This is a genomic window from Streptomyces sp. NPDC025638 (assembly GCF_055558775.1).
Genome location: NZ_JBVHLX010000002.1, coordinates 583,086 through 609,360, shown reverse-complemented (window position 1 = coordinate 609,360; position 26,275 = coordinate 583,086). Strand labels below are relative to the sequence as shown.

Here is a 26,275-nt window from a genome sequence, read left to right as displayed (position 1 = left end):
CCGGAACCGGACGCGACGCCATAATCACTGCGTGCCCAGCCCCAGCCATGGGAAACGAGGATGCGGCGCGGCACCCATCGCCGAGCCGCCGGTCACGTCCTGGGCATTGGCCGCCTCGATCGGCTGGCGCTGGAGAAGGCCACGGCCGACTCTCATCTGTACTCCGCGGCTGAAGAGGGCATCAGGGTAAGAAGATCACCCAGACCACTGGCTGGCACCTGAACGTCCCGACCGAGCAGGGCGGCGGAGCACTTCAAGGGCTTTCCGTTCATCACCATCGACACTGGCCTGGTGGCTGATGCCGTGCAGTGGGAGCGGTGGCGGGTCTTCTGCGTGAGCGCGCTTCCGTGGCTCATCCACATCCCGATCCGTGCGCCCTCCGGCCCCGACGCACGCAGGGTGGGGAGACGGCGTCGGCCCGGCGGTGGTGGAGGCGTTGCGGGGACCGGTCCACGGCGCGGTGGACGTCGACGGCGGTGGCGGGTCTGCCACGTACGTCCCAGGTGCGGATGCTCAGGCTGAGCTGCAGGCTGGTGCCGTAAGCCGTAACTGTTGAAGGAAGTGTCATCGTGGCGGTGGCCGCAGGTGCAATCGCAGGACCGTCGGCCCGGTGGGGGACGGCGCCGTCAGCTGCTGGCATGATCGCGACAGTCCTGCTGTCGCCGGTGATGTGCGCCGGGCCGATGCAAGCGGCCTGTCGGTACGTGCCATGACCGAGAGCGCGTCGCGACCGGCGACCGGAGCGCGGCAGCCCTACCTGATCGTGAATCCGCGTTCGGGGGGAGGGAAAGCGGGCCGGTTCCGGATCGCGGAACGAGCCCGTGCGTTCGGAGCTCAGGTTTTCCTGGTCGATCATTCCCTGCCCCAGGACCTGGCGACTGTCGCCCGACGCGCGGTGGATGACGGTGCGGATCTGCTCGGGGTGGCCGGCGGAGACGGCACGCAGGCGCTTGTCGCCAAGGTGGCCGCGGAGAGCGGCCTGCCTTTCGTGGTCATTCCGGCGGGTACCCGCAATCACTTCGCGATGGACCTCGGCCTGGACCGTGAGGACCCTTCGGCGGCGCTGGAGGCCCTCACGGACGGCGTCGAGCTGCGCGTGGATCTCGGGTACGCGGGTGAGCGGGCGTTCGTCAACAACGTGTCGTTCGGAGCCTATGCCGCCCTGGTGCAGGATCCGGCCTATCGAGAGGACAAGATCGGCACGATAGTGAGGATCCTCCCGGAGTTCCTGGCCCGCCACGAGGGTCCGGAGCTGGTGGTACGCGCAGGGCCGCTCACGGTGGACCGGCCGGATGCCGTGCTGGTGAGCAACAATCCCTACCGGATTGACGACCCGGCCGGGATCGACCGGCGTGCGCAGCTCGACTCCGGGCTTCTGGGAGTACTGGCCGCCAGGGCGGAGACGCCCGCCGACACGGCCGTCAGGCTGCGAAGCGGGCAGATACACGGTCTGACCCGTCTCGCGACACCCGAGGACGTCGTCATCCACGCCGACGCCCCGGTCGTCCCCGTCGGGCTGGACGGCGAAGCCGTCACCCTGCCGACTCCCGTGCGGTGCCGGATCAGCCCCCGGACGCTGCGGGTATGGGTTCCCCGTCATCGGCCGGGCGCCGTGCCCACCGGACGGCGGCCGCTCGGATGGGCCGTCGTCCGGCGGGCGGCCTCACTTGTGGGGCCGTCTCATGGCCGTCACACCGACTGACCCAAGCACGCCGCGCGGTGGGCGGCAGGTGTGGGAGACAGAGCCCGAATGACACTGCGATGAGCGTGAAAGGTCCGCTCGTCGGCCGATGATCCGCGGAGGTTGGACGATGTCGCCGCTCCCCGCTTCCGGCCGATCAGTGCTGGGGGTGCGGACGTGCGTGGAACAGGGGGCGCCGCCGGGTCGTCGTGCCGGAAGCGAGATGGCCGATCTCGACGCGCGTCCTGATGGCGCGGACCACTTCGGTCAGGCCCAGAACTATGGCCATGACGCCCACCACGAGGGTGAGTGTCGCGATCGAGGCGAACGGCACGATGATCATCACGATGCCGGCCAGAGCGCCGATGATCCCGAAGGCGACGTGCCAGCCGCGCCCCGGCATGGCCGGGGCGGAGGCCGCCGCGGCCGTCTCCGTGGTGCCGCGCAGCAGCCAGCTGAAGCCGATCCACAGGGCGAGCAGCAGGATCGACTCCAGGGTGCCCCGGAAGCAGATCAGCCCCAGCAGGACGGAGGCCGCGCCGGTGATGAAGTGCAGGACGCGAAGGTGCCGGGGAACGTGGGTGCCGAAGGCGGCGGCGAGTTGCAAGACGCCGGTGACCAGTAGGTAGACGCCGAAGAGAATGCCGACGACACGTAGGGTCGCGCCCGGCCAGACCAGGGCGATGACGCCCAGGGCGATGGTGGCGAGGCCCATCGTGAGCAGGATTTGCCAGCCCATGTTCGCCAGGGCGGCCATACCGTCGGCCAGGGAGCTCTCTTCTGGTTCGGTGCCGCGCTGGGGGACGGGGCCCGGGGCTTCGGTAGGAGATGTCATGACGCCTGCCTCCTCTTTGGAGCAGCGTTGTCACGTCGGTGTATGTCCATCGTCACCCGGCCAGCCTCAAGTTGCTCGGTGGAGACGACGGGCGGGGTTCGTGACGGATGTGATGTTCCACGAGCAAGCTGCTTTCACCGGCTCACCGGCTCACCGGCACGTGCCGCCGACTGTCACGCTCCGGTTCACGAGAGCCCGGGGGGTGGGATTCCCCCGGGGCCCGGTGCGTCAAAGGCCAGTCGCACGGCGTGTGCCAGTCGCGTTGACGCCGGTACTCATGCGTGGGGGGTGATGACGGCGCGTCCTTGGATCCTGCCGTCGTGCAGGAGCTGGTACGCCTCGTTGGCGCGCTGCAGGGGGAAGTGCTCGACCAGTACCTTGATCTTCTCCTGCTGGGCGAGCGTGATCACTTCCATCAGGTCGGTGAGGGAGCCCCAGTAGGGCGCGGCGACCGAGCACTCGTGCGGCGGGCTGGAGAAATCGACGGGCAGGGCTCCGCCGCCGAGACCGACAATGGTCAGGTGGCCGAGCATCCTGGCCACCTGAGCGGCCATCCGCAGCGTCGGGTCCACGCCGACCATGTCCAGCACAAGCTGAGCGCCCTGCTGCGCCGTCATGTCCTTGATGCGGGCGATCGCCTCGTCACCCGAGAGCAGAGCCTCGTCGGCGCCCATACGCTTGGCGGTCTCCAGCTTGCCGGCGTCGGTGTCCACGGCGACGACGGTGGTCGCCGCGCTCAGCGCGCGCAGGATCTGGATGGTCATCTGGCCCAGGCCGCCGGCCCCGATCACGACCGCGGTGGAGCCCGGCCCCAGCAGGTGCAGCGACCGCTTCACAGCGTGATAGCTGGTCAGCCCCGCGTCGCTGAGCGGGGCGGCCTGGCGGGGATCGAGGACGCCCAGCGGAATCAGGTAGCGCGCCGCCGGGATCAGCAGGTACTCGGCCATGCCGCCGTCGTGACCACCGCCCAGGCCCGGGCCCTGACCGGCGCGCTGCCGGCAGTAGTTCTCCTGGCCCTGACGGCAGTTGGCGCAGATGCCACAGCCCCAGGAGCCGTAGACGATCACAGGGTCCCCGGGCGCGAACCCGGTGACGCCCGGTCCCAGCCGCTCCACCCATCCCGCGTTCTCATGGCCGAGTGTGAGGGGCAGATCCGTGAAGCCGGGTGGCGGTGCGGGTGCCTGCATGATGTGCAGATCGGAGTGGCAGGCACCGGCACCTGCGACCTTCACCAGAACCTGCCCCGGCCCCGGCTCGGGCACCGGCACCTCGCGCAGCTCAGGAGGCTGCCGCCAACCGACGAGTTGAAAAGCTCGCATAGCGATCCTTCACGCACACATGGGTCAGTCGCGGATGCCGTCGATGTCGACCAGGACGTGCCGCGGTCCGCGGAAGATCTGGTTGTGCCGGTACGGCGGCGGGTCCTCGACGAGCCGGGGGTTCTGCACCCGGCGGACGAACTCACCCACCGCGATCTGGACCTCGAGCCGCGCGAGCGGAGCGCCGAAGCAGAAGTGGATGCCCTGACTGAAACCGAGATGCTGGTTGTCGGGGCGTTCGAGGTCGAGTTCGTCGGGGTCGGTGAACCGTTCCGGGTCGCGGTTCGCCGAGCCGTACGCCAGGAAGATCGGCGCCCCCTTCGGGATGGTGGTGCCGGCGATGTCGATGTCCTCCACGGCGGAGCGGGTGTGCCAGAACTGCACCGACGACTCGTAGCGCAGCAGTTCCTCCACCCCGGGCACGATCAGGTCGGGCCGGCGGCGCAGCGTCTCCAGCGTGTCGGGGTGGCGTAGCAGGGTGAGCACACTGTGGGCGATGAGGTTGACCGTGGTCTCGTGTCCCGCGAAGATCAGGAGCAGGGCGTTGCTCGCGAGCACGCCCTTGGACATCCGTCCCTCCGGGCCGTCCTCGTTCACCAGCGCTGAGAGCATGCCAGGGCCGGGCTGCCGGGCGTATCTGTCGAGCAGCTCGGCTGCGAACTGCCCGAATTCCTGCACGGCCTGCCGCCCCCCGGCCTGCCGGCTCCGGATCTCTTCGGAGGCGGCTTCCGGACCGAAGTCCAAGGCGTCCAGGGCCGTTTCGATCCAGTGGTGGAAGCGTGGCTCGTCCTCCGGCGGCACGCCCAGAACCTTGCAGATCACCGTCACCGGCAGGGGGTAGGCGAAGTCGTCGACGGCGTCGACACGGGTCTTGCCCCTCATGTCGTCCAGGAGGCCGCCGACGATGCGGCGGATCTCGGGCTCCAGGTCGGATACCAGGCAAGGCGCGTGGGACGGGCCGACGAAGTGCGGCATCATCATCCGGCGATCCCGATCGTGCTCGGGCGGATCGCAGGTGATGATGTTCGGCTCCAGGGAGATGACCGCCTCCGAGATCGGCTCGGCCTCCGCCGAACCCTCGGCCTGGGCCGCTGCCGGGACGGGAAGCTTCCTGACATCCGAACTGACGCGGGGGTCGTGCAGCAGCGCGACGATCTCCCGGTAGGTGCTGACGACATAGGTCCCGTCCGGCTGCCGCGCCACCGGTTGCTTGCGCAGTTCCTCGTAGAAGGGGTACGGGTTGGCGCGGTTGGCGTAGCGGAGGGCCTGCTGCCAGGGGGTTTCCTCGACCACGAGGCTCCCCTCCTTCTTCCTGTCGATGCTGTCCGCCTACGGGGCTTGCCCCGACGAGCGCGTCAGTGACGGCGCGGCCGGAACTCGGCCGTCCGCTCGCTCGGGGCATGGCCGGTCAGGACGACGTCGGGGACCGCCGTCGGGACCCGTGGGTCCGGAAATTCGGCCGGCATCGGCTTCATGTCGGTCGGCTGGTCCCAGCCCGGCGGCGGGGGCGGGAACGGACCGGATTGCTCGATCAGCTTCCCGTAGTACTCCAGCCACTTGCCGTGATCGAAGGTGACGGCCGCGACGATGCGGCCCCGGTGACCGTAGGCGGCGGCGAAGTGGCGCTCCTCGACCGATCCTTGGGTGAAGACGATCTCGTCACCGAAGGGCGGCACGCCGACGGACTTGATGTTCACGCCGAACTGACCGGACCAGAAGCCGGGCAGCAGCAGATGCGGGCGATAGTGGGGCTCCAGGTTCACCATGTTGTGCGCCGCGACCTCGGCGCCGAAAACGGCGTTGTCCCAGTGCTCCATCGCCAGGAACTGGTACTCGTACAGCACATGCGGCGCACGCGCCACGTCACCTGCCACGTAGACGCTGTCGGTGACCACACCGTTGATGTCGAAGGCCCGACCACCGGCATCGCACCCGACGCCCCAGAAACCGGCCGCCAGCCCCGAGCCCTCCAGCCATTCCACGTTGCGGATCGACCCCAGCGAGGCCACCACCACGTCGGCGTCGACGGTGGTTCCGTCAGACAGATGCGCACGCCGCACATGCCCGGCGGAGTCGCCCTCCAGTGACGACACACCAAGCCCGCAGCGCAGGTCCACGTCATGATCGCGCTGCATCTGCGCGGCGATCTCCCCGATCACCCCGCCGAGCGCGCCGACCAGCGGCGCCGAACCCCGCTCGACGACGGTCACCGGGATGTCGAGCTCCCGGCACACAGAGGCCACTTCCGAGCCGATGAACCCAGCGCCGATCACCAAGACCCGCGACGGCGGCTCAGCCAACTCCTTCTGCAGCTGCTGTGCATCATCACGCGAACGAATCGTGTGCACCCCGTGCAGAGCGGCCTCGGCCGGGTTCGGCCACTGTCGCGCGCGGGTGCCCGTGGCGATCAGCAAACGGTCGTACGGCACCTGCTCCCCGTCGGCCAGGCGCACCTGCTTGGTGACCCGGTCCAGCCCGATGGCGGCCACCCCGAGCCGCCAGTCGGCATCCACTTCTCGCATGCGGGGCAACTTCGTGTGGTCGGCCGGCACCCAGCCCTTGAGTACCTGCTTGGACAGCGGGGGACGGTCGTAAGGCTCGTACGGCTCGTCCCCGATGATGGTCAGAGAACCGGTGAAGCCCTCCTCGCGCAGGGTCTCCGCGGCCCGCAGCCCGGCCAGAGAAGCACCCACGATGACGATTCGGCCGCCGGCCCGGAACTCGCGCACCAGCTCTGCGACCGTTACCGGCAAGGTCATGACGTCGCGCTCCCCTCCGCGCCGTCCACGCGGTCGATCACGATCGCCTGCACCGGGCACGCCGCAGCCGCTCGCTCGACCTGCAGGCGCCGCTCGTCATCGGGGTTCGGCTCATAGGTGAGCGCCTCCTGACCGTTCAACCTGAAGACCTCGTGCGCCAGATACACGCATTGTGCGTATCCCTGGCACCGATTCAGGTCCACGACGATCCGCATGGGCAGACTCCTTCCGCTCTGCCTCCGCCCCACGGCGACCATCGACACGGTCATGCAGCCTCGGTCATGAAGCCATGGGTCGGTTTCTCCAGCCTCTCGTTAGGCGACCGGGCCGGATGTCCCACCCGTCGCCCCGGCCAGGCCACCGAATGAGCAGGTTCGGCCCTGTTCGCTGCGCCGCTTCCTTCACGGTGACGCTTGTCGGCTGTGAGCGTGAGCGCAACTAGAAGGGGGCGCCACATCGACGGCGTCGGCATCAGGGTGTGCCCCGGTCATCCCGCCCTAAAAAAATTCTCGTCCCGCCTTCCGGCGATCGCAAACCCGCCACTGCGGTGAACAAGCTGCCTCAGGGCCGATTTGCGACGAGGGCGTCGAGCCGATCGCTCACCTTCGCGTCAGCGGCCCGTCGGGGGCTGGGCCCATGAGGTCCGTTCCTGGTGGTGTATGCGGTTGTGCGGCCTGGAGTCCGCCGACCCCTCGACGTGCATCCGTGACCTCGAATCCTCGCTCCCGGGGCTGAGGCGATCTCCGAGCCGGTGAAGCCGCCGATCATCAGAACCCGCTCCGGCCGCGCGTCCCGCCGTTCGACCAACCCGACGCGCGTACGCGGGGTGAACACGCATCGTCGCGGCCAAGCAAGGGAGGCCAGTGCGCCGAGAGGGCTGGCGGCGGCAGTTACCTTCGCCACTTCGACATTTCCATACGCCGTATGGTAACAATGGAAGGGCAATTCCATACGGCGTATGGAACTGCTTGCTCGGACCGCGTCAGGCGCCACACATCGCCTGACAGAACCGCCGTTGGCACAGATCACGCCACCGGGAAGGAAAGATCATGAAGAAGCTCACGAAGCGCATCGCTCTCACCGTCTCCTCCGTTGCGGTCGCCGGTGTCACCGTCCTCGGCGCCGGGGGCACCGCTTCGGCCGCGCCCCTTGCGGCCACGCACGCCCAGCGCCCGACCGAAAAGGGCGTGGCCGCTGATTACAGCTGGGACCACGGTGTCGGTTACCTGCTCGAGCAGGGCTACTCCTGCGACGAGATCCGCGGCTGGCACCAGGACCATCACGGCGCCAATGCGACCCGGCACGACTGCGACGGTCTCTTCTACCGCGATGGCCACTTCTACCGGTGGGAGGGCGAGGGACGCGGCTGGAAGTCGGAGAGGTCGTACCCCAACGACGGAAACCGCCTCGAGCACGACGGCCGGAGCAGGGACCACCACGCCCTGAGCCGTGACGACCGGTGAGACGGGTACTGGTCGAGGCCGTGGGACCGGACTTCGACCACCGGCTGAGTGAGTGCCGCGCCACTCATCGTGCGGTGCGCCGGTGCCGTCCGGTGCCCGCGGCCTGCTGTACCGCCTCCGCCCGCGCTGCCTCTTCGCCACAGGCCGGCGTGAGGCGCCGCCGAGCCACGCCCAGGAGCGGAAGTCGATGAAGAAGTCCTTGAAGGTCGTAGAGCGGCGGGTGGCCGCGCAGCTGGTCGTCTCGCACGCCTACTCACTGCCCCTGTGCGTACGTCTGCGGTATGAGCCCGCTGATCCCTATGTCGTCCGTGCCGTCTTCTTCGCCGACTGCGACGAGCCGGTCGAATGGGTCCTGGGGCGGGATCTTCTGGCTGACGGCCTGAAGGCTTCCGCAGGCTGCGCGGACGTCCGGATCTGGTCGGCCGTGGGGCGTGGTGACCAGTCGATGTACATCGCCCTCGGGTCTTCCGCGGGCACCGCCCTGGTCGAGGTCCCCGTGCGGGACATCACGTCCTTCCTTCAGGACACGGAGGCTCTGGTGCCACGGGGTACCGAGTCCGGACACATCGACTGGGATGCCGAACTGGCACACCTACTCCCCCACGGCTGACCGCCGACCATCCATGCTCTTGAGTAAAGGAACCAGTGTCATGTCCCAGTACCAGCTCCGTGTCTACACCCTGCGCAGCCCCGACGCGCTCTCCGCCTACGAGAAGATCTGGGCCCAGCACATTCCCGGTATGGCCAAGCACCGGATCACCACACACGGCGTGTGGACGGTGCCCGCGGCGCCCGGAAGCGAGGCTCCCCGGCTGTACGCCCTCGTTTCCTACCGGGACGCCGACGACGTGCAGGAGCGGCTGGAGGCGTACCTGTCGAGTCCTGAGTTCCGCGCGGACATGGAGGGCTTCGACATCAGCCAGATCATCGGCCTCGACGAGACCCTGCTGACGCCCACCGTGGACTCACCCTTGCGATGACGGTTGACCTTCCCGCAGGTGACGCGGCCAGAAGGGCAAGCGCCCTCATGGCTCTTCCGGACCTGGGCGATCTCATCGCGGAAGTCCACCGCAGGTGCGACACCACGCACCGTCCCGCAGGACAGGAACAGCCCGACCCGATTGCCCTGTTGACCGTCGCTGCGGACCTTGCCGGCCAACTGCAGGCGTTGGCCGATGCCTTGGCCGAGGAACACGTCGAGCACTGCCGGACGCACGGCTTTTCGTGGGCCGGCATCGGTGCCGCCCTGGGTGTGACTCGACAGGCGGTCCAGCAGCGCTTCAACGGCCCGCCCAAGCGCTGCAGCCCCGAGTCGATGACCGACGATCTCCGCCGGGCGCTGGCGCACGTCGAACAGGCGGCGGTGCAGCACCGCAACAACTGCATCGGCACCGAGCACCTGCTCTGGGGCCTGAGCGCCGAGGACAACAGCGCCACCCGGCTCCTGCAGGCCGTCGGTGTCTCGCCGGAAGCGGTCCAGCGGTTGGTCGGCACCCGGCTGAGCACGGGTGCCTCGCAAGCGGCCGAGCGCATCGCCTGGACGCCCTACTCCCGCAAGGCCATCGCCTTCGCCCAGAGGCGATCCGAGCACAACGGCTCCGACCGCATCGACTGCGACGACCTGCTGATCGGCCTTGCCCAGGTCGGCCGCGGAGTGGCCGCCGACATCCTGGCCGAGGCCGGCTTCGCCCCATCCTCGCCCGACGCCGGCCCACGGACACCCGCTCATCACTGCACGACTGCCAACAGCACACTGCACTGATGCTCAGGGGCCGCCGACCTCACGGCGGCCCCTACTCATATTCCCTGTCCCCCTCAAAGTCAGATCAACTGCGGAGAAGAGCAGTTTTGCCGAACCCAGGAAGCCTCATGGGCGGCGAGCGCGGCTCCGTACCCGGGCGACGACGCCCGGCCTCAGGGGGCCCAGCCGCCAGGAGGCAGCCGGACGCCACTCGTGCGCCGAGGAGCAGCAGTTGGTCGCCCGGGGGGGTCCGCCCCTGCTCCGGAGAATGCATGGGTACCAGCGACACCATGCCCGCCATGCTTCGACCCGCGGCGCGCAGGCAGCTCGGCTGCCAAGGCGCACCCGGGTGTGCTCGGCGTTGTCCGGAGTGCGAGCGAGTCGCGCAGCTGTGTCCACGCCCTTGCGCGCGCACTGCCCGGGTGAGCGCACGGCGCCCAGGGGCCCGGGGTGCCGGCGCAGTGCCGAGGGGGAGAAAGGAGCGGCCCGCGGTGACGAATGAGGGTGTGGTTGCCGGGAGGGCAGACCCGGGGGCGCGCACAGAAGCTCAGGGCAGTGACGAGCGCCGCCCGGAGCTCCGGACCGCGGACCTGTCGGTGGCGGTGCCGACGCCTGCGAGTCCTTCCCCCCTGCTCGCCACCGCGCAGGCCGGGTCGACAACACACCGTGCACCGGTAGCGGCTGCCCCGGGACGGTCTTCCCGGACGTGACGGGTGGCTCCAAGTGCGTCGCAGGCTGAACTCGCCCGATCACGGGCGCCCCAGGCCGCAACGCCCTGGAACCACCAGCTCAGCGGCTGGCGCCCCGGCCGTTACGACCGGTGGCGAGCCGGCCTTCCAGGCCCGTGATGAGTGTGTCGATCACCAGCCGGAACATGTGGTCCTGGTCGGGGCCTGCCTGGTCTGCGTCCGTGACCTCGTCCGCGCCGGCAGCGGCCCCGGGGGGCTTGAGGCTCGCCCACTGTTGGAGCGAGCCGTTGAGTTCGGCGCCGAGGACACCGACGACGACGGCGACCATGAGAGCGGCGATCTCCGGGACCTCCGGCTGCGACACCCCGGCAGCGGCCACGATCGCGGTGAGCGCGGTCCAGAACGGGTCGTCGGGCTGGATGAAGTCCGGCTGGTGGCTGAACGAGTAGGCCATCAGCTCCGGGTGACGGTGCGCCAGGGTCCGGAAGTCCATGGCGAGCAGACGGATGCGCTCCTGCCACGGAGCGTCCTGAAGCGTCACGGTGCGGAACTGGGCACCGACCATTCCCGCCACGCCGCGCAGCACGGCTTCCTTGTTCGGCACATGGTGATACAGCGACATCGGGTTCGCATCGAGCACCGTGGCGAGTTTGCGCATGGTGAGCGCCTCGACCCCGTCCTCGTCGATGAGCCGCAGGGCGGCGGCATAGATCCCGGCCTCGGTCAGAGGCACGTCTCTCTTCCTCGTTCCCCGCGGGGGACGCCTCACCTTCTCTTCCATACCACGTACGGTATCAGTTCCATACGCCGTATGGAAATGACCTGAATCACAGCGCCCGCCAGGTCGGCCGGGCTTGCTTCAAGTTTCCATACGCCGTACGGTACTAATTCCATACGGCGTATGTTTCCGTACGGCGCCACGGCATCGACCTGCGCAGCGCGCCCTTGCCCATCCCCCTCCACGCAGAGGAGCAAGCCATGACCACGCACTCCGCGAACGACCTTCGCCCCGTCCGGTCCCCGCGCGGGATCCCGATCCTCGGCCACACGACGCAGGTCCCCGGCACCAACCCGTTCGCCTACTTCGCTGAGCTGTCCAAGCAGTTCCCCGAGGGCATCTTCAGCTTGGACATCGCCGGCATCGAGCAGGTCTTTGTCTACGACCCGGACCTGGTGGCCGAGGTCTCCGACGAGACCCGGTTCTTCAAACAGATCGAGAAGACGCCGCTGAGCCATGTCCGGGACTTCGCGGGTGCGGGTCTGTTCACGGCCCACCAGCACGAGGAGGAATGGGCCATGGCGCACCGTGTCCTCCTGCCGGCCTTCAGCCAGCGGGCCATGAGGTCCTACTTCGGGCAGATGCTGGAGATCGCCGAGAACCTGGTGGGCAAGTGGGAGCGCCGGGAGGGTCAGCCGGTCAACATCACCGACGACTACACCCGGCTCACCCTGGACACCATCGCCCTGTCCGGGTTCGGCCAGCAGTTCAAGTCCTTCGACAAGGAGGAGCTGCACCCCTTCCTCAACGCGCTGCTGGGCGCGCTGATCGAGTCACTGCGGCGCTCGCAGGAGCTGCCGATGATGACCAAGCTCCGCAAGGCGGACGACAAGAAGTACCGCGAGAACATCCAGCAGATGCGGGACCTGGTCGAGAGCGTGATCAAGGAGCGCCGCGACGGGAAGGGCACCGGTGAGGAGGACCTGCTCGGCCTGATGCTGGAAGCCATCGACCCGGAGACCGGCAAGCCGCTGGCCGACGACAACGTCCGCGACCAGGTGCTGACGTTCCTGATCGCCGGCCACGAGACCACCAGCGGCCTGCTGTCGTTCGCCACCTACTCGCTGATGCGCAACCCGCACGTGCTGGCCCAGGCCTACGCCGAGGTGGACCGCCTGCTGCCGGGCGACACCGTCCCGGACTACGACACGATCATGCAGCTGGACGTGATCCCGCGCATCCTGGACGAGACCCTCCGCCTGTGGGCTCCCATCCCGCTGTTCGGCAAGACGGCGCGGGAGGACACCGTCATCGGCGGCCGCTACGAGCTGAAGAAGGGCACGAAGGTCCTCATCCTGGAGGGCCCGCTGCACACCCACCCCGGGGCGTGGGAGCGGCCGGACGAGTTCGACATCGACCGGTGGCTGCCGGAGAACCGCGCCAAGCAGCACCCGCACGCCTACAAGCCGTTCGGCAACGGCGTACGTGCCTGCATCGGCCGGCAGTTCGCGCTCACCGAGGCCCGCCTGGCCCTCGCACTGGTGCTGCAGAAGTTCAAGTTCTCCGACACCAGCGACTACAAGATGGACGCGCGGGAGGCGCTGACGCGCAAGCCCGGCGACTTCAACCTCGTCGTGCGAGCCCGCAAGGAGCACGAGCGGACCGTCTTCGGCGCCACGGACCTGCAGACCGACGACACGCAGGCGCCGGCCTCGGTCAGCGGCCTCGGGGTGAACCTGACCGTCGCCTACGGCTCCAGCCTCGGCTCCTGCGAGGACCTGGCGCGCACCATCGCCGACCGCGGCGAGCGCTCCGGCTTCGGCACCACGCTGGTGAGCCTGGACGAGCTGGGCGACAACCTGCCGACCGAGGGCCTCCTCGCCGTCGTCGCCGCCAGCTACAACGGCAAGGCACCCGACAACGCCCAGCGCTTCGACGACCTGCTCGCCGCCGGACTGCCGGAGGGTGCGCTGTCGAACGTACGGTTCGCGCTGCTGGGCGCCGGCAACACCCAGTGGGTGGCCACCTACCAGGCGTTCCCCAAGCGGATCGAGGAAGGTCTGCTGGCCGCCGGTGCCACCCCGGTCGTCGAGCGCGGCATCGCGGACGCCGCCGGTGACTTCGACGGCATGGCCACTCGTTGGATGGACAACCTGTGGGCCACCCTGGCCGAGGAGTACGCCGCCGACACCTCCGAGGCGAGCGGCCCGCGCTACCAGGTCCAGCTGCTCACCGAGTCCGACGTGCGCCCCGCCATCGTCTCCGAGCAGGCGTACCCGCTCACGGTGGTGGCCAACGAGGAGCTCGTGGCCGACGCGACCGGCCTGTGGGACTTCAGCATCGAGCCGCCGCGCCCGTCCGCGAAGTCCATCACCTTCGAGCTGCCCGACGACGTCACCTACGACACCGGCAACCACCTGGCCGTCTTCGCCAAGAACGAACTCGCCCTGGTGGAGCGCGCGCTGAGGCGGCTCGGTGTCGACTACGACCAGGTGCTCCGGCTCGACCAGCCCGGCGGCGGCCGCACCCACCTGCCGGTCGGTGTCCCCGTCACCGCCGGCATCCTGCTCACCGAGTTCCTGGAGCTGCAGGACGTGGCCACCCGCTCCCAGATCCAGATCCTGACCGAGTACACCGAGTGCCCGTGGACCCGGCCGCAGCTCCAGGCGTACACCGCCGACACCGAAGAGGCCGAGGAGCGCTACCAGAAGGAGATCCTCGGCAAGCGGGTCTCGGTGCTGGGCCTGCTGGAGCGCTTCGAGGCGGTCGAGCTGCCGCTGGCGGTCTTCCTGGAGATGATGGGGCCGATCCGTCCCCGCTTCTACTCCATCTCCTCCGCCCCGTCGGCCAACCCGCGCCATGTGCGCCTGACCGTCGGCCTGCTGGAGGGCCCGGCCCTGTCCGGCGACGGCCAGTACCGCGGCACCTGCTCCTCCTACATCGCGGGCCTCGAGCCCGGTGACGTCGTCTACGGCTACGTCCGCGTGCCCTCCCCGACGTTCGCCCCGCCCGCCGACCCCGCCACCCCGCTGATCCTCATCGGCCCCGGCACCGGCATCGCGCCGCTGCGCGGCTTCCTGGAGGAGCGGGCCTGGCAGCACGCCAACAGCACCGAAGTCGGCCCGTCGCAGGTCTTCGTCGGCTGCCGCCACCCGGAGCACGACTACTTCTACCGCCAGGAGATGCAGGGCTGGGAGCAGGCCGGGATCGCGCAGATCCACACCGCCTTCTCCGCGGTGACCGGCCACCCCGCCCGGTTCGTGCAGAACGCCATCGCCAATGCCGCCGACACGGTGTGGCAGGCCATCGAGGACGGCGCGTACATCTACGTCTGCGGTGACGGCCGCCGTATGGCACCCGCCGTCCGCGAGGCACTGGCCGCCATCTACCGCCAGAGGACCGGCTGCGACGACGAGACCGCTCAGCAGTGGCTTGCCCAGCTCGAGGCCGACGAGCGCTACCAGCAGGACGTCTTCGCCTGACCGTCGCACGCCGTGAGGGCGTGCGACCCCCAGCCGCCGGGAGGCGTGCGGCATCCCCCGTTGCCGGCCGTACGCCTCCCGGCCACCACAAGCCATTCAGACACCCCGTGGCACCCATGTCCCGAACCGTCGGGCGGTGCCGCTCACAGAAAGCAGATCTTCATGGACACCATGCTCGCCGGACGCTTCCACCTGGACAGCAAGAAGTTCGCCGTGGAGGAGGTCCCCATCCCCGTACCGGGCCCGGGCGAGGTCCTCATCGAGGTGAAGGCCGCGGGCGTCTGCCTCTCGGACGTCCATCTGATCGACGGCTCCCTCGTCCCGCTGTTCGCGACCTCCGACACGGTCACCGTCGGCCACGAGGTCTCCGGTGTGGTGCACACGCTCGGCCCCGACCTCAAGCGCGGCCTGCCCGTCGGCACCCGCGTCACCCTGGAAGCCGGTAAGACCTGTGGCCGGTGCGCCGGATGCGTGCGCCGCCGCCCCTGCACCCAGATGCTCACCGCCGGCATCGACTACGACGGCGGCTGGGCCGAGTACGTGATCGCCCGCGAGGACACCCTCATTCCCATCCCGGACAGCCTGCCCTTCGACCAGGCCGCGATCATCCCCGACGCGGTCTCCACCCCCTACGCCGCCGTCGTCACCACCGCGGGCGTCCGTCCCGCCCAGTCCGTCGGCGTCTGGGGCGTGGGCGGAGTCGGCGCGCACAACGTACGTCTCGCCCGCCTGGTCGGTGCCGCGCCGATCATCGCGGTCGACCCGCTGCCCACCGCCCGCGAGCGCGCCCTGGCCTTCGGCGCGGACTACGCCTTGGACCCAGCCGCCCCGGACTTCGCCGACCAGGTACGCGCGGCCACCGGGGGGCGCGGCCTGGACTTCGCCTTCGACTGCGCCGGCGTCCCCGCCGTCCGCGAGCAGGCCGCCTCCGTGCTCGGCCTGGGAGGCTCCCTGATCCTGGTGGGCATCACGCCGAGGCCGCTGACCATCACCGAGGGTCTGACCTTCAACTACCTGTGCAAGCAGGTCCGCGGTCACTACGGCGGCAGCCCGGAGTCCGTCTCCGAGCTGGTGCGGCTGACCGCGGCAGGCCGCCTCGACCTGGCCCCCTCCATCACGGACCACATCTCGCTGGTGGACGCGGCCGACGCGGTCAGCCGTCTGGAGAACAAGATCGGCGACCCGATCCGCCTCATTCTCGTCCCCTGACGCCTGTCAGCAGGACATCAAGCCACCCTGGGCAGGGGTGAGTGGGCGCCGGTGCGTGAGGGAGCACCGGCGCCCGCGGCTTTCCGGCAACTGTGGAGAGACAGAACCATGCAGACGACCGACCCCCTGAGCCGTAATCCGCCACGCAGGGACGCTCACTCCAACCGCAGACGCATCCTCGCGGCCGCCCGGCGGAAACTGCGGGAGGACCCCGACGCGAGTCTCGACAGCATCGCTCAGGCGGCCGGCGTCGCCCGGCGCACCTTCTACGGGCACTTCCCCAGCCGGCATGCGCTGATCGCCGACCTGACGCGGGAAGCAGGCCATGAACTCCGGCAGGCGTTCGCCGCAGCCCGTACCCCGGATGCCGGCCCGATCGAGGCGATGACGCGGATGGTGCTGGCGGCATGGGCGGTGGGCGACCAGTACCGCATGCTCATCGCCTTGGGGCGGCGCCATCTGGGCGAGGACGCGTTCCGCGACACCCTGGCGCCGGCCCGCGAAGAGGCCGTCGCGAACCTACGGCGCGGTCAGGGCGAAGGCGTCTTCGCGGACCACCTTCCAGCACCAGTCCTCGCTCAGGCGCTTGAGGCACTGATGCTGGCTCTCGCCGAGGAGAACGCGGCGTGCACGTGGGCGGACCCCACGGGTGAGGCCGCGGCGACCGCGTTCCTCGTCGCCGCCGGCGTAGCACCACAGGCGGCTGCGCTTCAGGTGCAGAACGTTGTCAGGCGAGACCGGGGAGCGGGCGCCGGGTGACCTCATGGGCGTCGTCCGCATCGAGGCCGAGCATGCGCAGGACCATCTCGGCCAGGTCGGAGGCGACCTCGTCACCGTCGAGGTCCGGGCGGTCCAGCCTCAGAGCCACGAGGGACAGCAGGGTGCCGCCCAGGGCGGACAGGGCGGTGGTCGCGTTGTCGCAGGTGAAGCGGCCCGAGGCGATGCCGATCTCCAAATCGCGCAGGGCACGTGGGGAGAGGCCGCGGTCGGAGTGGATGTGGGCCAGGCCGCGGTCACGCAGGATCCGCATGAGCTCCGGGTGGGAGTCGGCAATCCGGGCGGTGAGCCGGAAACCGGCCGCGACCAGCTCGGCCGGGTCGTCGATGCCTTCCACGCGCGCGTCGATGACCTGCCCGAACTCCTCCAGGGCGTCCGTCACCGCGGCATCGAACAGCTCCGTCTTGGACTCGAAGTGATTGTAGAAGGACCCGAAACCGACATCGGCGCGCTCGGCGATGGCCTGGATGCTGGCGCTGGTGTCCCCGGTCTCCGCGAGGATCTGCCGGGCCGCGCGGACGAGCGCCTGGCGGGTCTCGGCGCGGCGTCGCTCGAAGCGGTTCTTGGGCGGGGCTGACGTCGCCATACAGCACAGTGTAACCGCCGCCACGATGACTCTGCCATTAATGATGAGATCCTCAATTATTTGAGCCGTCTCTATTGACGACTAGAAACGGCAGAGTTGATGATTTCCTCATTACAGCAGTGTTGCCTGGAGGACACCATGTCCCACATCCCCGTTAACAAGGGCGGTCCTCTGACGCCCCACCAAGACCTCCACAGTGAGCAGGGCGCCCTGCGCGGAGAGCACCCCGGACGAGCCCGGAATCCCGTGATCAAGGTGGCGGACCTGGCCTGGCTGGAGTTCGAGAAGCCCGACCTGGACCGGGCCGAGGTGTTCGCACGTGACTTCGGCTTCGCGATCGCCGCACGCACCCAGCACGAACTCTGGCTGCGCGGCACGTTCGCGGGCTCTCCCTGCATGGTCATCCGGCGTGGGCGCGCCTCCCGCTTCCTCGGGCCGGCGTTCCGCGCGGCCGAGCGGGCCGACGTGGACCGGCTGGCCGCCGCCGTAGGACACACCGTCCGGGACATCGACGTACCGGGCGGCGGTCGGTCGGTCGCCCTGTTCGATCCCTCGGGTCTCCCGGTGCGGGTGGTGCACTGCGCCGAACCGCTGCCCGCGCTGCCCGAGCAGGAGCCGCTGATCCTCAATTTCGGTACCGAACCCCGCCGTAGGAACGCCACCCAGCGCCCGCCCCGCGAGCCGTCCCGCATCCAGCGCCTGGGCCATGTGGTGCTGGAGACACGGACGTTCGCTCGCACGCTGGACTGGTACCTGGACACCCTCGGGTTGATCGTGTCCGACTTCCTGTTCCTGGACGGGCAGCGCGGGCGCGGGCCGACCATGGCGTTCATCCGCTGCGACCAGGGCAGCCTGCCCGTGGACCACCACACTCTCGCCCTGCACCTGGGTCCCGGTACCGGCTACGTCCACTCCGCCTACCAGGTCACCGACCTCGACGCGATCGCCGCCGGCGGGGAGTACCTGGCCGAGCGCGGCTACCAGCGCAGCTGGGGTATCGGCCGGCATATCCAGGGCAGCCAGCTCTTCGACTACTGGCGCGACCCCGACCGCTTCATGCTGGAGCACTTCGCCGACGGCGACCTGTTCTCCTGCGACCTCGAACCCGGATGGGCACCGATGTCGGCGAGCGGCCTGGCCCAGTGGGGCCCGCCCGTCACCCGCGACTTCCTCGGCACCAACCCCTCCCCCGCCAAGCTCCGCGAGGTCATGACGGCCCTGCGCGGCGACAACGAACTCGACCCCGCACGCCTGCTGGGCCTGATGAAAGCGATGAGCTCATGAGCACCAACGTCCTGCGCACCCCCGACGGCTGGTGGGCCGTCCGGGACGAGCGCGCCGTCCGCATCGACACCAAGGCGGTCACCACCGCCGAACTGCTCGCCGACCGAGCCGCCGTGCGGGAGGCCGCTGCCTCCGGCGAGAGCGGCACACCTGTCGCCGACCTGGTGGCACTGCCCCCGGTCACCACCCCCTGCCGGGTGGTGGCCCAGATGGTCAACTACCGCAGCCACGCCAAGGATTCGGGCTTCACCGGTGACATCCCTCCCACCTTCTTCCGCAAGGCGTCCGGCTCGGTCAGCGGCCCGCACGAGACGATCGTCCGCCCCACGCACGTGAACTTCCTCGACTACGAGGTGGAACTCGGCCTCGTCATGGGCGCGACGCTGCCCGTGGGCACTGTTGTGGAAGAGCGGGACCTGCCTTCGTATGTCGCCGGGCTCGTCCTCACCAACGACGTCAGTGCCCGCGACGTCCAGCTGACCAAGACCCAGTTCTACGAGAGCAAGTCCTACCCGACGTTCACACCGACGGGGCCGTACCTGGCCCTGCTGGAGCCCGAGGACTTCGCCCGGCTGATCGACCTGCGGCTGCGGCTGTCCGTCAACGGCGTACCGCGCCAGGACCGCACCCTCGCCGACATGATCGTACGACCGGCGCAGGCGCTCACCCTGCTCGCCCGCTTCCAGACCCTCGACCCGGGCGACCTGCTGCTCACCGGCACACCCGGCGGCACCGCCCTGAAGGCCCCGCCCAAGCCGGTCGAAAAGATCGCCGCCCTGCTGCCGCCCGCGCTGAAGTGGAAGGCGTTCTTCAACGGCCAGGCCAAGAACCCTCTGTACCTGCGGAACGGCGACCTCGTCACCGCCACGATCGCCACGCCCGACGGGCACATCGACCTGGGCGAGCAGCGGACCGCTGTGGCGGACGCGACGTGAGCGCCGCATCCCGGATACCCGTGGTGATCATCGGTGCGGGGCCCGTGGGAGTCACGGCCGCGCTCCTGCTGGCACGGCACGGCGTGCCCAGCCTCGTCCTGGAACGCCACCGGGACGTCTACCCCCTGCCACGCGCCGTCGTCGTGGACGACGAAGTGCGCCGGATTCTGCAGAGTGTCGGCATCCACGAGGAGTTCGCCGCCCTCGCCCGACCTGCACGAGGGCTGCGGCTGCTGGACGCCCGGCACCGCGTGATCGCCGAATTCGCGCGGTCGCCGCACGGTCACCACGGCTTCCCCCAGACGAGCATGTTCGACCAGCCGGACCTGGAGCGTCTGCTGCGCGACGCTCTGGCACGCCGCCCGGAGTGTGAGCTGTGGGGCGGGGTGGAGGTCGTGTCCATCACCCAGGACCCAGGCGGTACGGCTCCGGTCCGGGTGACCTTCCGACGGGAGGGCGGCACCGATGAGGAGCACGTGTGGGCCGACGTCGTCCTCGGCTGTGACGGCGCGGGCAGTCTCACCCGTGACGCCATCGGCGCCGTATGGGAGGACCTGCATTTCGAGGAGAGCTGGCGGGTCATCGACGTGCGCACCAGCCGCCCGGTGCGCACCTGGGAGGGCGTCGACCAGATCTGCTGCCCCACCCAGCCCGCCACCTTCATGCGCCTCGGCGAGGACCGCTACCGCTGGGAGTTCCGACTGGCCGACGACGAGCTCCTGGACGGCCCGGACGGCCGGGAACGCCTGCGCGAGCTGGTCGCCCCCTGGGTGGACGTGCCGTCCGGCGCCGCGGGGGCCGACGACTTCGAGGTGATCCGGCAGGCGCAGTACACCTTCAGGGCCCGCCTCGCCGACCGGTGGCGTCAGGGACGCGTCTTCCTGCTGGGCGACGCGGCCCACCTCACCCCGCCCTTCATCGGCCAGGGTCTGTGCGCGGGCCTGCGCGACGCCCGCAACCTCACCTGGAAGCTCGCCCGCGTTCTCCGGCAGGGCGCGGACGACGGGCTGTTGGACACCTACGAGCGCGAGCGCAAGCCGCACGCCCGCTACGTGATCCGGCTCGCGGTGGCCATCGGCTGGGCCATGACAGGTGGACAGGACCGCGGAGCGACACTCCGCCGGGCCGTCGTCAGCGCGGCATGCCGCCTCCCCGGCGTGACCGCGGCGGTGAGCCGGGACCTCAGCCCCGCGCTGACCGCCGGCCCACTGGTACGGCGCCGCCCCGGGCTCATCGACCGTAGGCTGCCCGGCACCTTCTGCCCGCAGCCCTGGGTGATCGTCGACGGCAGGCGAATGCGCCTGGACGACGTCCTCGGAGACTCCTTCGCCCTCCTGACCGCTGTGCCGCCCACCCCGCACATGACAGCCGTTGCCACGGCGCTTGACGCAGCCACGATCCACGTCGACGACCTGGACGACGACGGCACGCTGGCCGCCTGGCTGGCACGCGGCCGGGCGGATGCCGTCCTGCTGCGCCCCGACCGCGTCGTCATGGACACCGTTCCCGCCGGCACCGGCGCATTCCCCGACACCACCGCCTGGGCCTCCCTACTGCACACGGCCCGCCGTACCACCGACGCCCGGTCCGTCCCGCTGCCGAGGAGCACCACACCATGACCTGCCCGGAACCGTTCCTGCCTCCCGACCCGAAGGCGGCCGCCGGCAGCCGCATCGCTGACTTCGCCCGCTGGGTCACCCGGCACAAGGACGCCGAAGGGATCGAGGACCCCACCGACTACCAGGCCCTGCACCGCTGGTCCGTCACCGACCTGGAAGGTTTCTGGGCCGCGGTGTGGGAGTACTTCGACATCGACGCGACCACCCCGTACGAGCGGGTGCTGGCCGAGGAGACCATGCCCGGCGCCCGCTGGTTCCCCGGCGCCACCCTCAACTACGCCCACCACGCGCTGCGCAACCTGCACCCGGACGCACCCGCGATCACCGCACTGGACGAGACCGGGGCCGGTTACGAGATCACGGGCCGACAGCTCCGCGCCCGGGTCGCCTCCGTCGCCGCCACCCTGCGCGACCTCGGCGTGGGCCCGGGCGACCGGGTGGTCGGCTACCTGCCCAACACCCCCCACGCCGTCATCGCCTTCCTCGCCACCGCCGCCCTGGGCGCGGTGTGGTCGGTCTGCGGCCAGGACTACTCCCCCAAGGCCGCCGCCGACCGCTTCACCCAGCTCGAACCCACGGTGCTCATCACCGCCGACGGCTACCGCTTCAACGACACCCGCCACGACCGCCGCGCAGCCTCCCTCGAACTGGCCGACGCCCTTCCCACGCTCAAGGCCACAGTGCTCGTGGACCACCTGGGCCTCAGCTGGCCCGAGACCCGGCACACCAGCCTCACGGTTCCCTGGGACGACGCCGCTACCCGCACCGAATACCTCACCATCACCCCGGTACCGTTCGGCCACCCCCTGTGGATCGTCTTCTCCTCCGGCACCACCGGCCTGCCCAAAGGCATCGTCCACGGGCACGGTGGCGTCCTCCTGGAGCACCTCAAGATCCTCGGCCTGCACTGCGACCTGGGCGTCGGGGACCGCTTGCTGTGGTACACCACCACCCACTGGATGATGTGGAACCTGGTCATCTCCACCCTGCTGACCGGCGGCACCACCTGCACCTACGACGGCAGCCCCGCGCCGGTGGCGCGCCCGGACATCCTGTGGGAGCTGGCAGCCCGCCACAAGGTCACCGTCTTCGGAACCAGCCCCCAGTACCTGTTGGCCATGGCCAAACTGGGCGTCGAACCCTCCACCCATGACCTGTCGGCCATCCGGGCCATCGGCTGCACCGGCTCCGCCCTGCCCGCCTCGGCCTACCCCTGGGTCCGCGACCACGTGGGGGCAGGCATCCAGCTGGCCTCCACCAGCGGTGGTACGGATGTCGTCTCGGCCTTCGCCGGCAGCGCCCCCACCACCCCCGTGTGGGCGGGTGAACTGTCCGCCCCCAACCTCGGCGTGGCGCTCGCGGCGTACGACGGCGCGGGACAACCGGTCGTCGACCAGGTCGGTGAACTGGTCGTCACCCGCCCCATGCCCTCCATGCCGCTGTACTTCTGGAACGACCCCGACGGCAGCCGCTACCGCGACGCCTACTTCACCGCCTACCCGGGCGTGTGGCGGCACGGCGACTGGATCACCCTCACCTCCCACGGCTCAGTGATCGTCCACGGCCGCTCCGACGCCACCCTCAACCGCAACGGCGTACGCCTGGGCAGCGCCGACATCCACGACATCGTCGAACGCCTACCCGAGATCACGGAGGCCCTCGTCATCGGGACGGAGGAACCCGACGGCGGCTACTGGATGCCGCTGTTCGTCGTCCTCGCCGACGGGGTCGATCTGGACGAGGCCCTGCGCCAGAGGATCCGCGACGCGATCCGCACCGACGCCTCACCCCGCCACGTGCCCGACGAGATCCTCGCCGTGCCGGCCATCCCGCACACCAGGACCGGCAAGAAACTCGAGGTCCCGGTCAAGCGCCTCCTCCAGGGCGCCCCCGCCGAGCAGGTCCTCAATCCCTCGGCGATCGACAACCCGGGCCTCGTCGCCTACTTCGCCGACCTGGGAACGGAACGCCGCCAGGCCCGTCACCCGCACACCGTCAAGGACGCTTCATGAGCCTTTCCGCTGCCCTGGCCTGTCTGATCGTGCTGATCTTCGCCCTGCTGGGCGTGGCCAAGATCATGGCGCTCGGTCCGATGCCCGAGCTGGCCGCCCACGCCGGCTTCACCACCTCGGCCTACCGGCTGATCGGTGCCCTGGAGCTGGCGGGCGCCATCGGCGTGGCCCTCGGCCCGGTCCTGCCGTTGTTCGGAGAGCTGGCCGGCATCGGCCTCCTGATGCTCCTCGCCGGTGCCGTGACCACGCATGTGCGCAAGGGAGACGGGCTGCCAAAGCTCGTCCCTGCGGTGATGTGCGCCGCACTGGTCGCCTGGTATCTCGTGCTCCTTGCGGGTGCCGGCTCCTGACGTTGGCCGAGCGCCGTAGCGGCCACCTGCGACGGGCAGGACCGTCGTGCTCGTCGGCTGCTGCGCGCAGGCGGCGGAGCACCCTGAGTCCTGTTAGCGAGCCCACGCCGGGGCTGGCACACTGAATCTGTGGTTCCGCTGATGACCGCGGCCGATCAGGCCGTGTCCTCATCACTCACAGGCGCCGGTGTGGTGTCGGTCTGCGCACTGCTCTTCACCGTCGCGTCGTTCTGGTGGCTCAACGCCAGACAAGGGCGCCTGAAGACGTGGGAGCCTCACGCCTTCGCAGCGATTGTCCACTCGTCCACGGCTCGCCTGCGGCTCCCGCTCGTCCTTCACAACACCGGCCCCAAGCCGATAGTCGTACAGGACCTCATCCTGACCTTCCCTGACGAGCCCGCTTCTCACCTGCCGCTGCTATGGGTGTCCTCACCGTCTCGCCTCCAGCCCGGGCCGGACGACGATGTGAAGCTGCCGGCCGGCTTCGTTGTGCCCGGCAGAGAAGCGCAACAACTCTTCATCGAGTTCGAGGCACCGTTTTCCGGGTTCATGCCGGAAGCCCGTGACTTCAAGGTCCAACTGCAAGCGAGGGTCGGCCACCGCAAGGGGTGGCGCCGCCTGCTGACGTTCACCCTGCGGGCCGCCAACATCACCGATCCGGATCGCTACACCGTCTACAACAACGCACCGGTCGAGCTGACGAAGGAAGATCAGAAAAGGGCGGACGCCGCACTCCGTGAACTGTTGGGAGAGCAAGGGGACGACTCCGCTCCGGACAGCAGGAGACAGCGGAACTCTTCATACGACGATGGCGACGCCGGCACGAGCCGCTGACGCAGCACCTGCCGGCCGAGCACGCTCTTGCTGCGAGCGGGAAGAACGCGTTGGTTGTCGCGCTGCCAGGTCCGTAACCAGCCAGGGCGGGCCGTCCCCCTCGTCCGCATCCGCCCGGAGCACGGCGCCCACCACGCCATCGGCGCGCCGCCGAGATCGGGACCGCGGGCCGGCCAGGACCTTGATCCTGGGCGAGACTGGCAGCCGAGCGAACGTCATGACGCTCCGCCGAAATCAGCGTCGCACGAGCGTCAAGACGTTTCCCCAACCGTCCCCACGAGGTCGCTGCGAGGCATTCCCCGACCCGCGCCCCGCTCTGCGAAACCGCAGCAGGTGCGACACGCAGCACGCGCCACAGGTCGGGCGTTCCCGGACGCGCCTGAGCCGCTTGCCACGTACCGGGTCCGGGCAGCCGTCCGGGAACGGGCCGGCGATCAGCCGGCAGACGTCTCGGGTCCGAGTTCCACGACGCGGATGAAGACCGCGGGCTCGGCGCCCTCGGCGGAGTATCTGTATTCCCGGTCGCTTGCGAGGCGTGCGCTTGCCCCGGGGCCCAGTCGTACGATTCGGTCCCCCACGGTGAGCACGAGCGTGCCCGACCTGACCAGGAAGAGCTCTTCGGAGCCGAAGGGGTCGGGGTTGGCGTCGTAGTGGTCTCCGGGCTGGAGGGTCCATTCCCACAGTTCGGGACCGCCGACCCGGGCGCTTCCGACGTGGAGGAGCCCGCGGCTGCCGGTGTTGCTCTCCCAGACCTGCACCGGTCGCTTGGGAACGTGCACGGGGTCGCCCTGGGCACTGCCCAGCAGGCTGGTGAAATCGGGGCCGAGAGCTCGGGCGATCTTGTCGACGGAGACCAGGCTGGGGTTGGCGCCGCCTTGCTCGATCATGGTGAGCATGCGGCGGCTGAGGCCGGCCCGCTCGGCGAGTGCCTGCACGGTCAGTCCTGCCGCTCGCCGACGCGCGCGCACTTGCCGACCGACTGCGCATCGCGTTCACCGACCTCGCCCAGGGGAAGCGGTGCAGCCCGCACAGACGCTGGGGGGACCGGCCGGAAACCGTGGCAGCCGGGCTCGCAGAGCGCGGACGCGGGCTGCTCATCGTCGAGGCGCTGACCGGCGGGGCCTTGGGCTACCGCGTCCCCGGGGACGGCACCAAGATCGCATGGATCGCGATTCCGAAGTACACCCGAACCGGTGTCCCGTCGGTGGGACCACGGCTCACCTGAGGCTCACCCATGCGAACGGATACTGACGGCCATGAACGTACTGCTTGTCGAGGACGAGGTGGAACTCGCCCGGATGCTCGCCGACGGACTGCGTGGCGAAGGCATGGACGTGCGCGTCGCCCATGACGGCGCCCGCGCCCTGGAACTGACCGCCGTCACCGACTTCGACGTCGTGGTCCTGGACCGGGACCTGCCCGGCATCAGCGGCGACGCCGTATGCCGCACCCTGGTCGCATCCGCTCACCCCGCCCGCATCCTCATGCTCACCGCGGCCGGCACCATCTCCGACCGTGTGGAGGGGCTGGGCCTGGGCGCCGACGACTACCTGGCCAAGCCGTTCGCCTACGTCGAGCTGGTGGCCCGTGTGCACGCGCTGGCCCGGCGCCGCGGCGCACCGGGGTCGCCCACGGTGCTGGAACGCAGAGGTGTCCGGCTCGACACCGCCCGGCGACTCGCCGAACGCGACGGCCGTCCCCTCGGGCTCACCCGCAAGGAGCTCAGCGTGCTGGAGGTGCTGCTCGCGGCGGACGGTGGCATCGTCACCACCCGGGAACTGCTGGAGCAGGTGTGGGATCCGTACCTGACGCCCGAGACCACGGCCGTCAAGGTCGCGGTCTACCAGCTGCGCAAGAAGCTGGGCGATCCCCCGCTGATCGAGACCGTGCCCCGTTTCGGATACCGCCTGTGAAGGCCGCCCGCTGCAAGGGGCCGTGGCCCGCTGCCCTTCGGCACCTGTCTCTGCGTAACCGGCTCACCC

25 protein-coding genes are annotated in these 26,275 nt (G+C 69.8%); 16 read left to right on the top strand and 9 right to left on the bottom strand.

Annotated elements, in window-relative coordinates:
* Nucleotides 1-24 precede the first annotated feature (24 nt).
* Nucleotides 25-156 (bottom strand): hypothetical protein, encoded by a 132-nt coding sequence (locus tag ACZ4EG_RS06930; RefSeq protein WP_453557415.1) that lies wholly within the window; start codon nt 154-156, stop codon nt 25-27.
* 454 nt (nt 157-610) lie between these two features.
* On the opposite strand from ACZ4EG_RS06930, the gene ACZ4EG_RS06925 reads away from it, so the two are divergent.
* Nucleotides 611-1,702, top strand: a complete 1,092-nt coding sequence (locus tag ACZ4EG_RS06925) for a diacylglycerol/lipid kinase family protein (RefSeq protein ID WP_467789840.1) — start codon at nt 611-613, stop codon at nt 1,700-1,702.
* Nucleotides 1,703-1,838: 136 nt separating this feature from the next.
* Here the strand turns inward: ACZ4EG_RS06925 and ACZ4EG_RS06920 are convergent, their stop codons facing one another.
* The 5 genes from ACZ4EG_RS06920 to ACZ4EG_RS06900 all read right to left on the bottom strand — a co-directional run bounded on the left by ACZ4EG_RS06920 (nt 1,839) and on the right by ACZ4EG_RS06900 (nt 6,809).
* Nucleotides 1,839-2,516 (bottom strand): HdeD family acid-resistance protein, encoded by a 678-nt coding sequence (locus ACZ4EG_RS06920; RefSeq protein ID WP_467789839.1) that lies wholly within the window; start codon nt 2,514-2,516, stop codon nt 1,839-1,841.
* Nucleotides 2,517-2,791: 275 nt separating this feature from the next.
* Nucleotides 2,792-3,835, bottom strand: a complete 1,044-nt coding sequence (locus ACZ4EG_RS06915; RefSeq protein WP_467789838.1) for an NAD(P)-dependent alcohol dehydrogenase — start codon at nt 3,833-3,835, stop codon at nt 2,792-2,794.
* Between the two features lie 24 nt (nt 3,836-3,859).
* The gene (locus ACZ4EG_RS06910; RefSeq protein WP_453557423.1) at nt 3,860-5,128 is read right to left on the bottom strand and encodes a cytochrome P450; all 1,269 of its coding nucleotides are present in this window, start codon (nt 5,126-5,128) and stop codon (nt 3,860-3,862) included.
* Between the two features lie 62 nt (nt 5,129-5,190).
* On the bottom strand, nt 5,191-6,594 hold the full coding sequence (locus tag ACZ4EG_RS06905; RefSeq protein ID WP_467789837.1) for an NAD(P)/FAD-dependent oxidoreductase: 1,404 nt from the start codon (nt 6,592-6,594) through the stop codon (nt 5,191-5,193).
* A complete protein-coding gene (locus ACZ4EG_RS06900) occupies nt 6,591-6,809 on the bottom strand; it encodes a ferredoxin (protein ID WP_453557427.1) in 219 nt (72 codons plus the stop codon). The genes ACZ4EG_RS06905 and ACZ4EG_RS06900 overlap by 4 nt, the downstream gene beginning before the upstream one ends.
* A gap of 834 nt (nt 6,810-7,643) precedes the next feature.
* Here ACZ4EG_RS06900 and ACZ4EG_RS06895 point away from each other — a divergent pair.
* The 4 genes from ACZ4EG_RS06895 (at nt 7,644) to ACZ4EG_RS06880 (ending at nt 9,819) form a co-directional block, all read left to right on the top strand.
* Complete coding sequence (locus ACZ4EG_RS06895) at nt 7,644-8,057, top strand: hypothetical protein (protein ID WP_467789836.1); 414 nt, start codon at nt 7,644-7,646, stop codon at nt 8,055-8,057.
* A 187-nt stretch (nt 8,058-8,244) separates the two neighbouring features.
* Nucleotides 8,245-8,667 (top strand): SsgA family sporulation/cell division regulator, encoded by a 423-nt coding sequence (locus ACZ4EG_RS06890; RefSeq protein WP_467789835.1) that lies wholly within the window; start codon nt 8,245-8,247, stop codon nt 8,665-8,667.
* Nucleotides 8,668-8,707: 40 nt separating this feature from the next.
* On the top strand, nt 8,708-9,037 hold the full coding sequence (locus tag ACZ4EG_RS06885; RefSeq protein WP_467789834.1) for an NIPSNAP family protein: 330 nt from the start codon (nt 8,708-8,710) through the stop codon (nt 9,035-9,037).
* A 47-nt stretch (nt 9,038-9,084) separates the two neighbouring features.
* On the top strand, nt 9,085-9,819 hold the full coding sequence (locus ACZ4EG_RS06880; protein WP_467789833.1) for a Clp protease N-terminal domain-containing protein: 735 nt from the start codon (nt 9,085-9,087) through the stop codon (nt 9,817-9,819).
* A gap of 768 nt (nt 9,820-10,587) precedes the next feature.
* Here ACZ4EG_RS06880 and ACZ4EG_RS06875 read toward each other — a convergent pair.
* Nucleotides 10,588-11,220, bottom strand: a complete 633-nt coding sequence (locus tag ACZ4EG_RS06875; RefSeq protein WP_467789832.1) for a TetR/AcrR family transcriptional regulator — start codon at nt 11,218-11,220, stop codon at nt 10,588-10,590.
* Between the two features lie 245 nt (nt 11,221-11,465).
* Between ACZ4EG_RS06875 and ACZ4EG_RS06870 the strand changes: the two genes are divergently transcribed.
* The 3 genes from ACZ4EG_RS06870 to ACZ4EG_RS06860 all read left to right on the top strand — a co-directional run bounded on the left by ACZ4EG_RS06870 (nt 11,466) and on the right by ACZ4EG_RS06860 (nt 16,655).
* On the top strand, nt 11,466-14,687 hold the full coding sequence (locus ACZ4EG_RS06870) for a bifunctional cytochrome P450/NADPH--P450 reductase (RefSeq protein WP_467789831.1): 3,222 nt from the start codon (nt 11,466-11,468) through the stop codon (nt 14,685-14,687).
* A 162-nt stretch (nt 14,688-14,849) separates the two neighbouring features.
* A complete protein-coding gene (locus ACZ4EG_RS06865; protein WP_453557441.1) occupies nt 14,850-15,896 on the top strand; it encodes a zinc-binding dehydrogenase in 1,047 nt (348 codons plus the stop codon).
* 108 nt (nt 15,897-16,004) lie between these two features.
* Nucleotides 16,005-16,655, top strand: coding sequence for a TetR/AcrR family transcriptional regulator (locus ACZ4EG_RS06860; protein ID WP_467789830.1), 651 nt, complete (start codon nt 16,005-16,007; stop codon nt 16,653-16,655).
* Here ACZ4EG_RS06860 and ACZ4EG_RS06855 read toward each other — a convergent pair.
* Nucleotides 16,624-17,259 (bottom strand): TetR/AcrR family transcriptional regulator, encoded by a 636-nt coding sequence (locus ACZ4EG_RS06855; protein WP_467789829.1) that lies wholly within the window; start codon nt 17,257-17,259, stop codon nt 16,624-16,626. The genes ACZ4EG_RS06860 and ACZ4EG_RS06855 overlap by 32 nt on opposite strands.
* 138 nt (nt 17,260-17,397) lie before the next feature.
* Between ACZ4EG_RS06855 and ACZ4EG_RS06850 the strand changes: the two genes are divergently transcribed.
* The 6 genes from ACZ4EG_RS06850 to ACZ4EG_RS06825 all read left to right on the top strand — a co-directional run bounded on the left by ACZ4EG_RS06850 (nt 17,398) and on the right by ACZ4EG_RS06825 (nt 24,293).
* Nucleotides 17,398-18,543, top strand: coding sequence for a VOC family protein (locus tag ACZ4EG_RS06850; protein ID WP_467789828.1), 1,146 nt, complete (start codon nt 17,398-17,400; stop codon nt 18,541-18,543).
* On the top strand, nt 18,540-19,478 hold the full coding sequence (locus tag ACZ4EG_RS06845) for a fumarylacetoacetate hydrolase family protein (RefSeq protein WP_467789827.1): 939 nt from the start codon (nt 18,540-18,542) through the stop codon (nt 19,476-19,478). The genes ACZ4EG_RS06850 and ACZ4EG_RS06845 overlap by 4 nt, the downstream gene beginning before the upstream one ends.
* Nucleotides 19,475-21,097: a bifunctional 3-(3-hydroxy-phenyl)propionate/3-hydroxycinnamic acid hydroxylase MhpA gene (gene mhpA, locus ACZ4EG_RS06840; RefSeq protein ID WP_467789826.1), complete on the top strand. Its 1,623-nt coding sequence runs from the start codon at nt 19,475-19,477 to the stop codon at nt 21,095-21,097. Before ACZ4EG_RS06845 ends, mhpA begins: the two co-directional genes overlap by 4 nt.
* A complete protein-coding gene (locus ACZ4EG_RS06835) occupies nt 21,094-23,109 on the top strand; it encodes an acetoacetate--CoA ligase (protein WP_467789825.1) in 2,016 nt (671 codons plus the stop codon). The genes mhpA and ACZ4EG_RS06835 overlap by 4 nt, the downstream gene beginning before the upstream one ends.
* Entirely contained in the window at nt 23,106-23,459 is a 354-nt protein-coding gene (locus tag ACZ4EG_RS06830; RefSeq protein WP_453557455.1) for a DoxX family protein, read from the top strand. The genes ACZ4EG_RS06835 and ACZ4EG_RS06830 overlap by 4 nt, the downstream gene beginning before the upstream one ends.
* 129 nt (nt 23,460-23,588) lie before the next feature.
* Nucleotides 23,589-24,293, top strand: a complete 705-nt coding sequence (locus ACZ4EG_RS06825) for a hypothetical protein (RefSeq protein ID WP_467789824.1) — start codon at nt 23,589-23,591, stop codon at nt 24,291-24,293.
* A gap of 434 nt (nt 24,294-24,727) precedes the next feature.
* On the opposite strand, the gene ACZ4EG_RS06820 is transcribed toward ACZ4EG_RS06825, so the two are convergent.
* Nucleotides 24,728-25,228, bottom strand: coding sequence for a helix-turn-helix domain-containing protein (locus ACZ4EG_RS06820; RefSeq protein ID WP_467789823.1), 501 nt, complete (start codon nt 25,226-25,228; stop codon nt 24,728-24,730).
* Between ACZ4EG_RS06820 and ACZ4EG_RS06815 the strand changes: the two genes are divergently transcribed.
* Nucleotides 25,219-25,518, top strand: coding sequence for an ATP-binding protein (locus ACZ4EG_RS06815; protein ID WP_467789822.1), 300 nt, complete (start codon nt 25,219-25,221; stop codon nt 25,516-25,518). The two genes, ACZ4EG_RS06820 and ACZ4EG_RS06815, sit on opposite strands and share 10 nt — an antisense overlap.
* Nucleotides 25,519-25,549: 31 nt before the next feature.
* Nucleotides 25,550-26,206 (top strand): response regulator transcription factor, encoded by a 657-nt coding sequence (locus tag ACZ4EG_RS06810; RefSeq protein ID WP_467789821.1) that lies wholly within the window; start codon nt 25,550-25,552, stop codon nt 26,204-26,206.
* Nucleotides 26,207-26,275 lie beyond the last annotated feature (69 nt).

Bases quoted from the DNA above. Each gene is read 5' to 3' on its own strand.
- ACZ4EG_RS06810 (WP_467789821.1), top strand. From the start codon at position 25,550: ATGAACGTACTGCTTGTCGAGGACGAGGTGGAACTCGCCCGGATGCTC.
- ACZ4EG_RS06905 (WP_467789837.1), bottom strand. From the start codon at position 6,594: ATGACCTTGCCGGTAACGGTCGCAGAGCTGGTGCGCGAGTTCCGGGCC.
- ACZ4EG_RS06860 (WP_467789830.1), top strand. From the start codon at position 16,005: ATGCAGACGACCGACCCCCTGAGCCGTAATCCGCCACGCAGGGACGCT.
- ACZ4EG_RS06890 (WP_467789835.1), top strand. From the start codon at position 8,245: ATGAAGAAGTCCTTGAAGGTCGTAGAGCGGCGGGTGGCCGCGCAGCTG.
- ACZ4EG_RS06845 (WP_467789827.1), top strand. From the start codon at position 18,540: ATGAGCACCAACGTCCTGCGCACCCCCGACGGCTGGTGGGCCGTCCGG.
- ACZ4EG_RS06895 (WP_467789836.1), top strand. From the start codon at position 7,644: ATGAAGAAGCTCACGAAGCGCATCGCTCTCACCGTCTCCTCCGTTGCG.
- ACZ4EG_RS06835 (WP_467789825.1), top strand. From the start codon at position 21,094: ATGACCTGCCCGGAACCGTTCCTGCCTCCCGACCCGAAGGCGGCCGCC.
- ACZ4EG_RS06885 (WP_467789834.1), top strand. From the start codon at position 8,708: ATGTCCCAGTACCAGCTCCGTGTCTACACCCTGCGCAGCCCCGACGCG.
- ACZ4EG_RS06930 (WP_453557415.1), bottom strand. From the start codon at position 156: ATGAGAGTCGGCCGTGGCCTTCTCCAGCGCCAGCCGATCGAGGCGGCC.
- ACZ4EG_RS06855 (WP_467789829.1), bottom strand. From the start codon at position 17,259: ATGGCGACGTCAGCCCCGCCCAAGAACCGCTTCGAGCGACGCCGCGCC.
- ACZ4EG_RS06915 (WP_467789838.1), bottom strand. From the start codon at position 3,835: ATGCGAGCTTTTCAACTCGTCGGTTGGCGGCAGCCTCCTGAGCTGCGC.
- ACZ4EG_RS06870 (WP_467789831.1), top strand. From the start codon at position 11,466: ATGACCACGCACTCCGCGAACGACCTTCGCCCCGTCCGGTCCCCGCGC.
- ACZ4EG_RS06850 (WP_467789828.1), top strand. From the start codon at position 17,398: ATGTCCCACATCCCCGTTAACAAGGGCGGTCCTCTGACGCCCCACCAA.
- ACZ4EG_RS06900 (WP_453557427.1), bottom strand. From the start codon at position 6,809: ATGCGGATCGTCGTGGACCTGAATCGGTGCCAGGGATACGCACAATGC.
- ACZ4EG_RS06880 (WP_467789833.1), top strand. From the start codon at position 9,085: ATGGCTCTTCCGGACCTGGGCGATCTCATCGCGGAAGTCCACCGCAGG.
- ACZ4EG_RS06830 (WP_453557455.1), top strand. From the start codon at position 23,106: ATGAGCCTTTCCGCTGCCCTGGCCTGTCTGATCGTGCTGATCTTCGCC.
- ACZ4EG_RS06865 (WP_453557441.1), top strand. From the start codon at position 14,850: ATGGACACCATGCTCGCCGGACGCTTCCACCTGGACAGCAAGAAGTTC.
- ACZ4EG_RS06920 (WP_467789839.1), bottom strand. From the start codon at position 2,516: ATGACATCTCCTACCGAAGCCCCGGGCCCCGTCCCCCAGCGCGGCACC.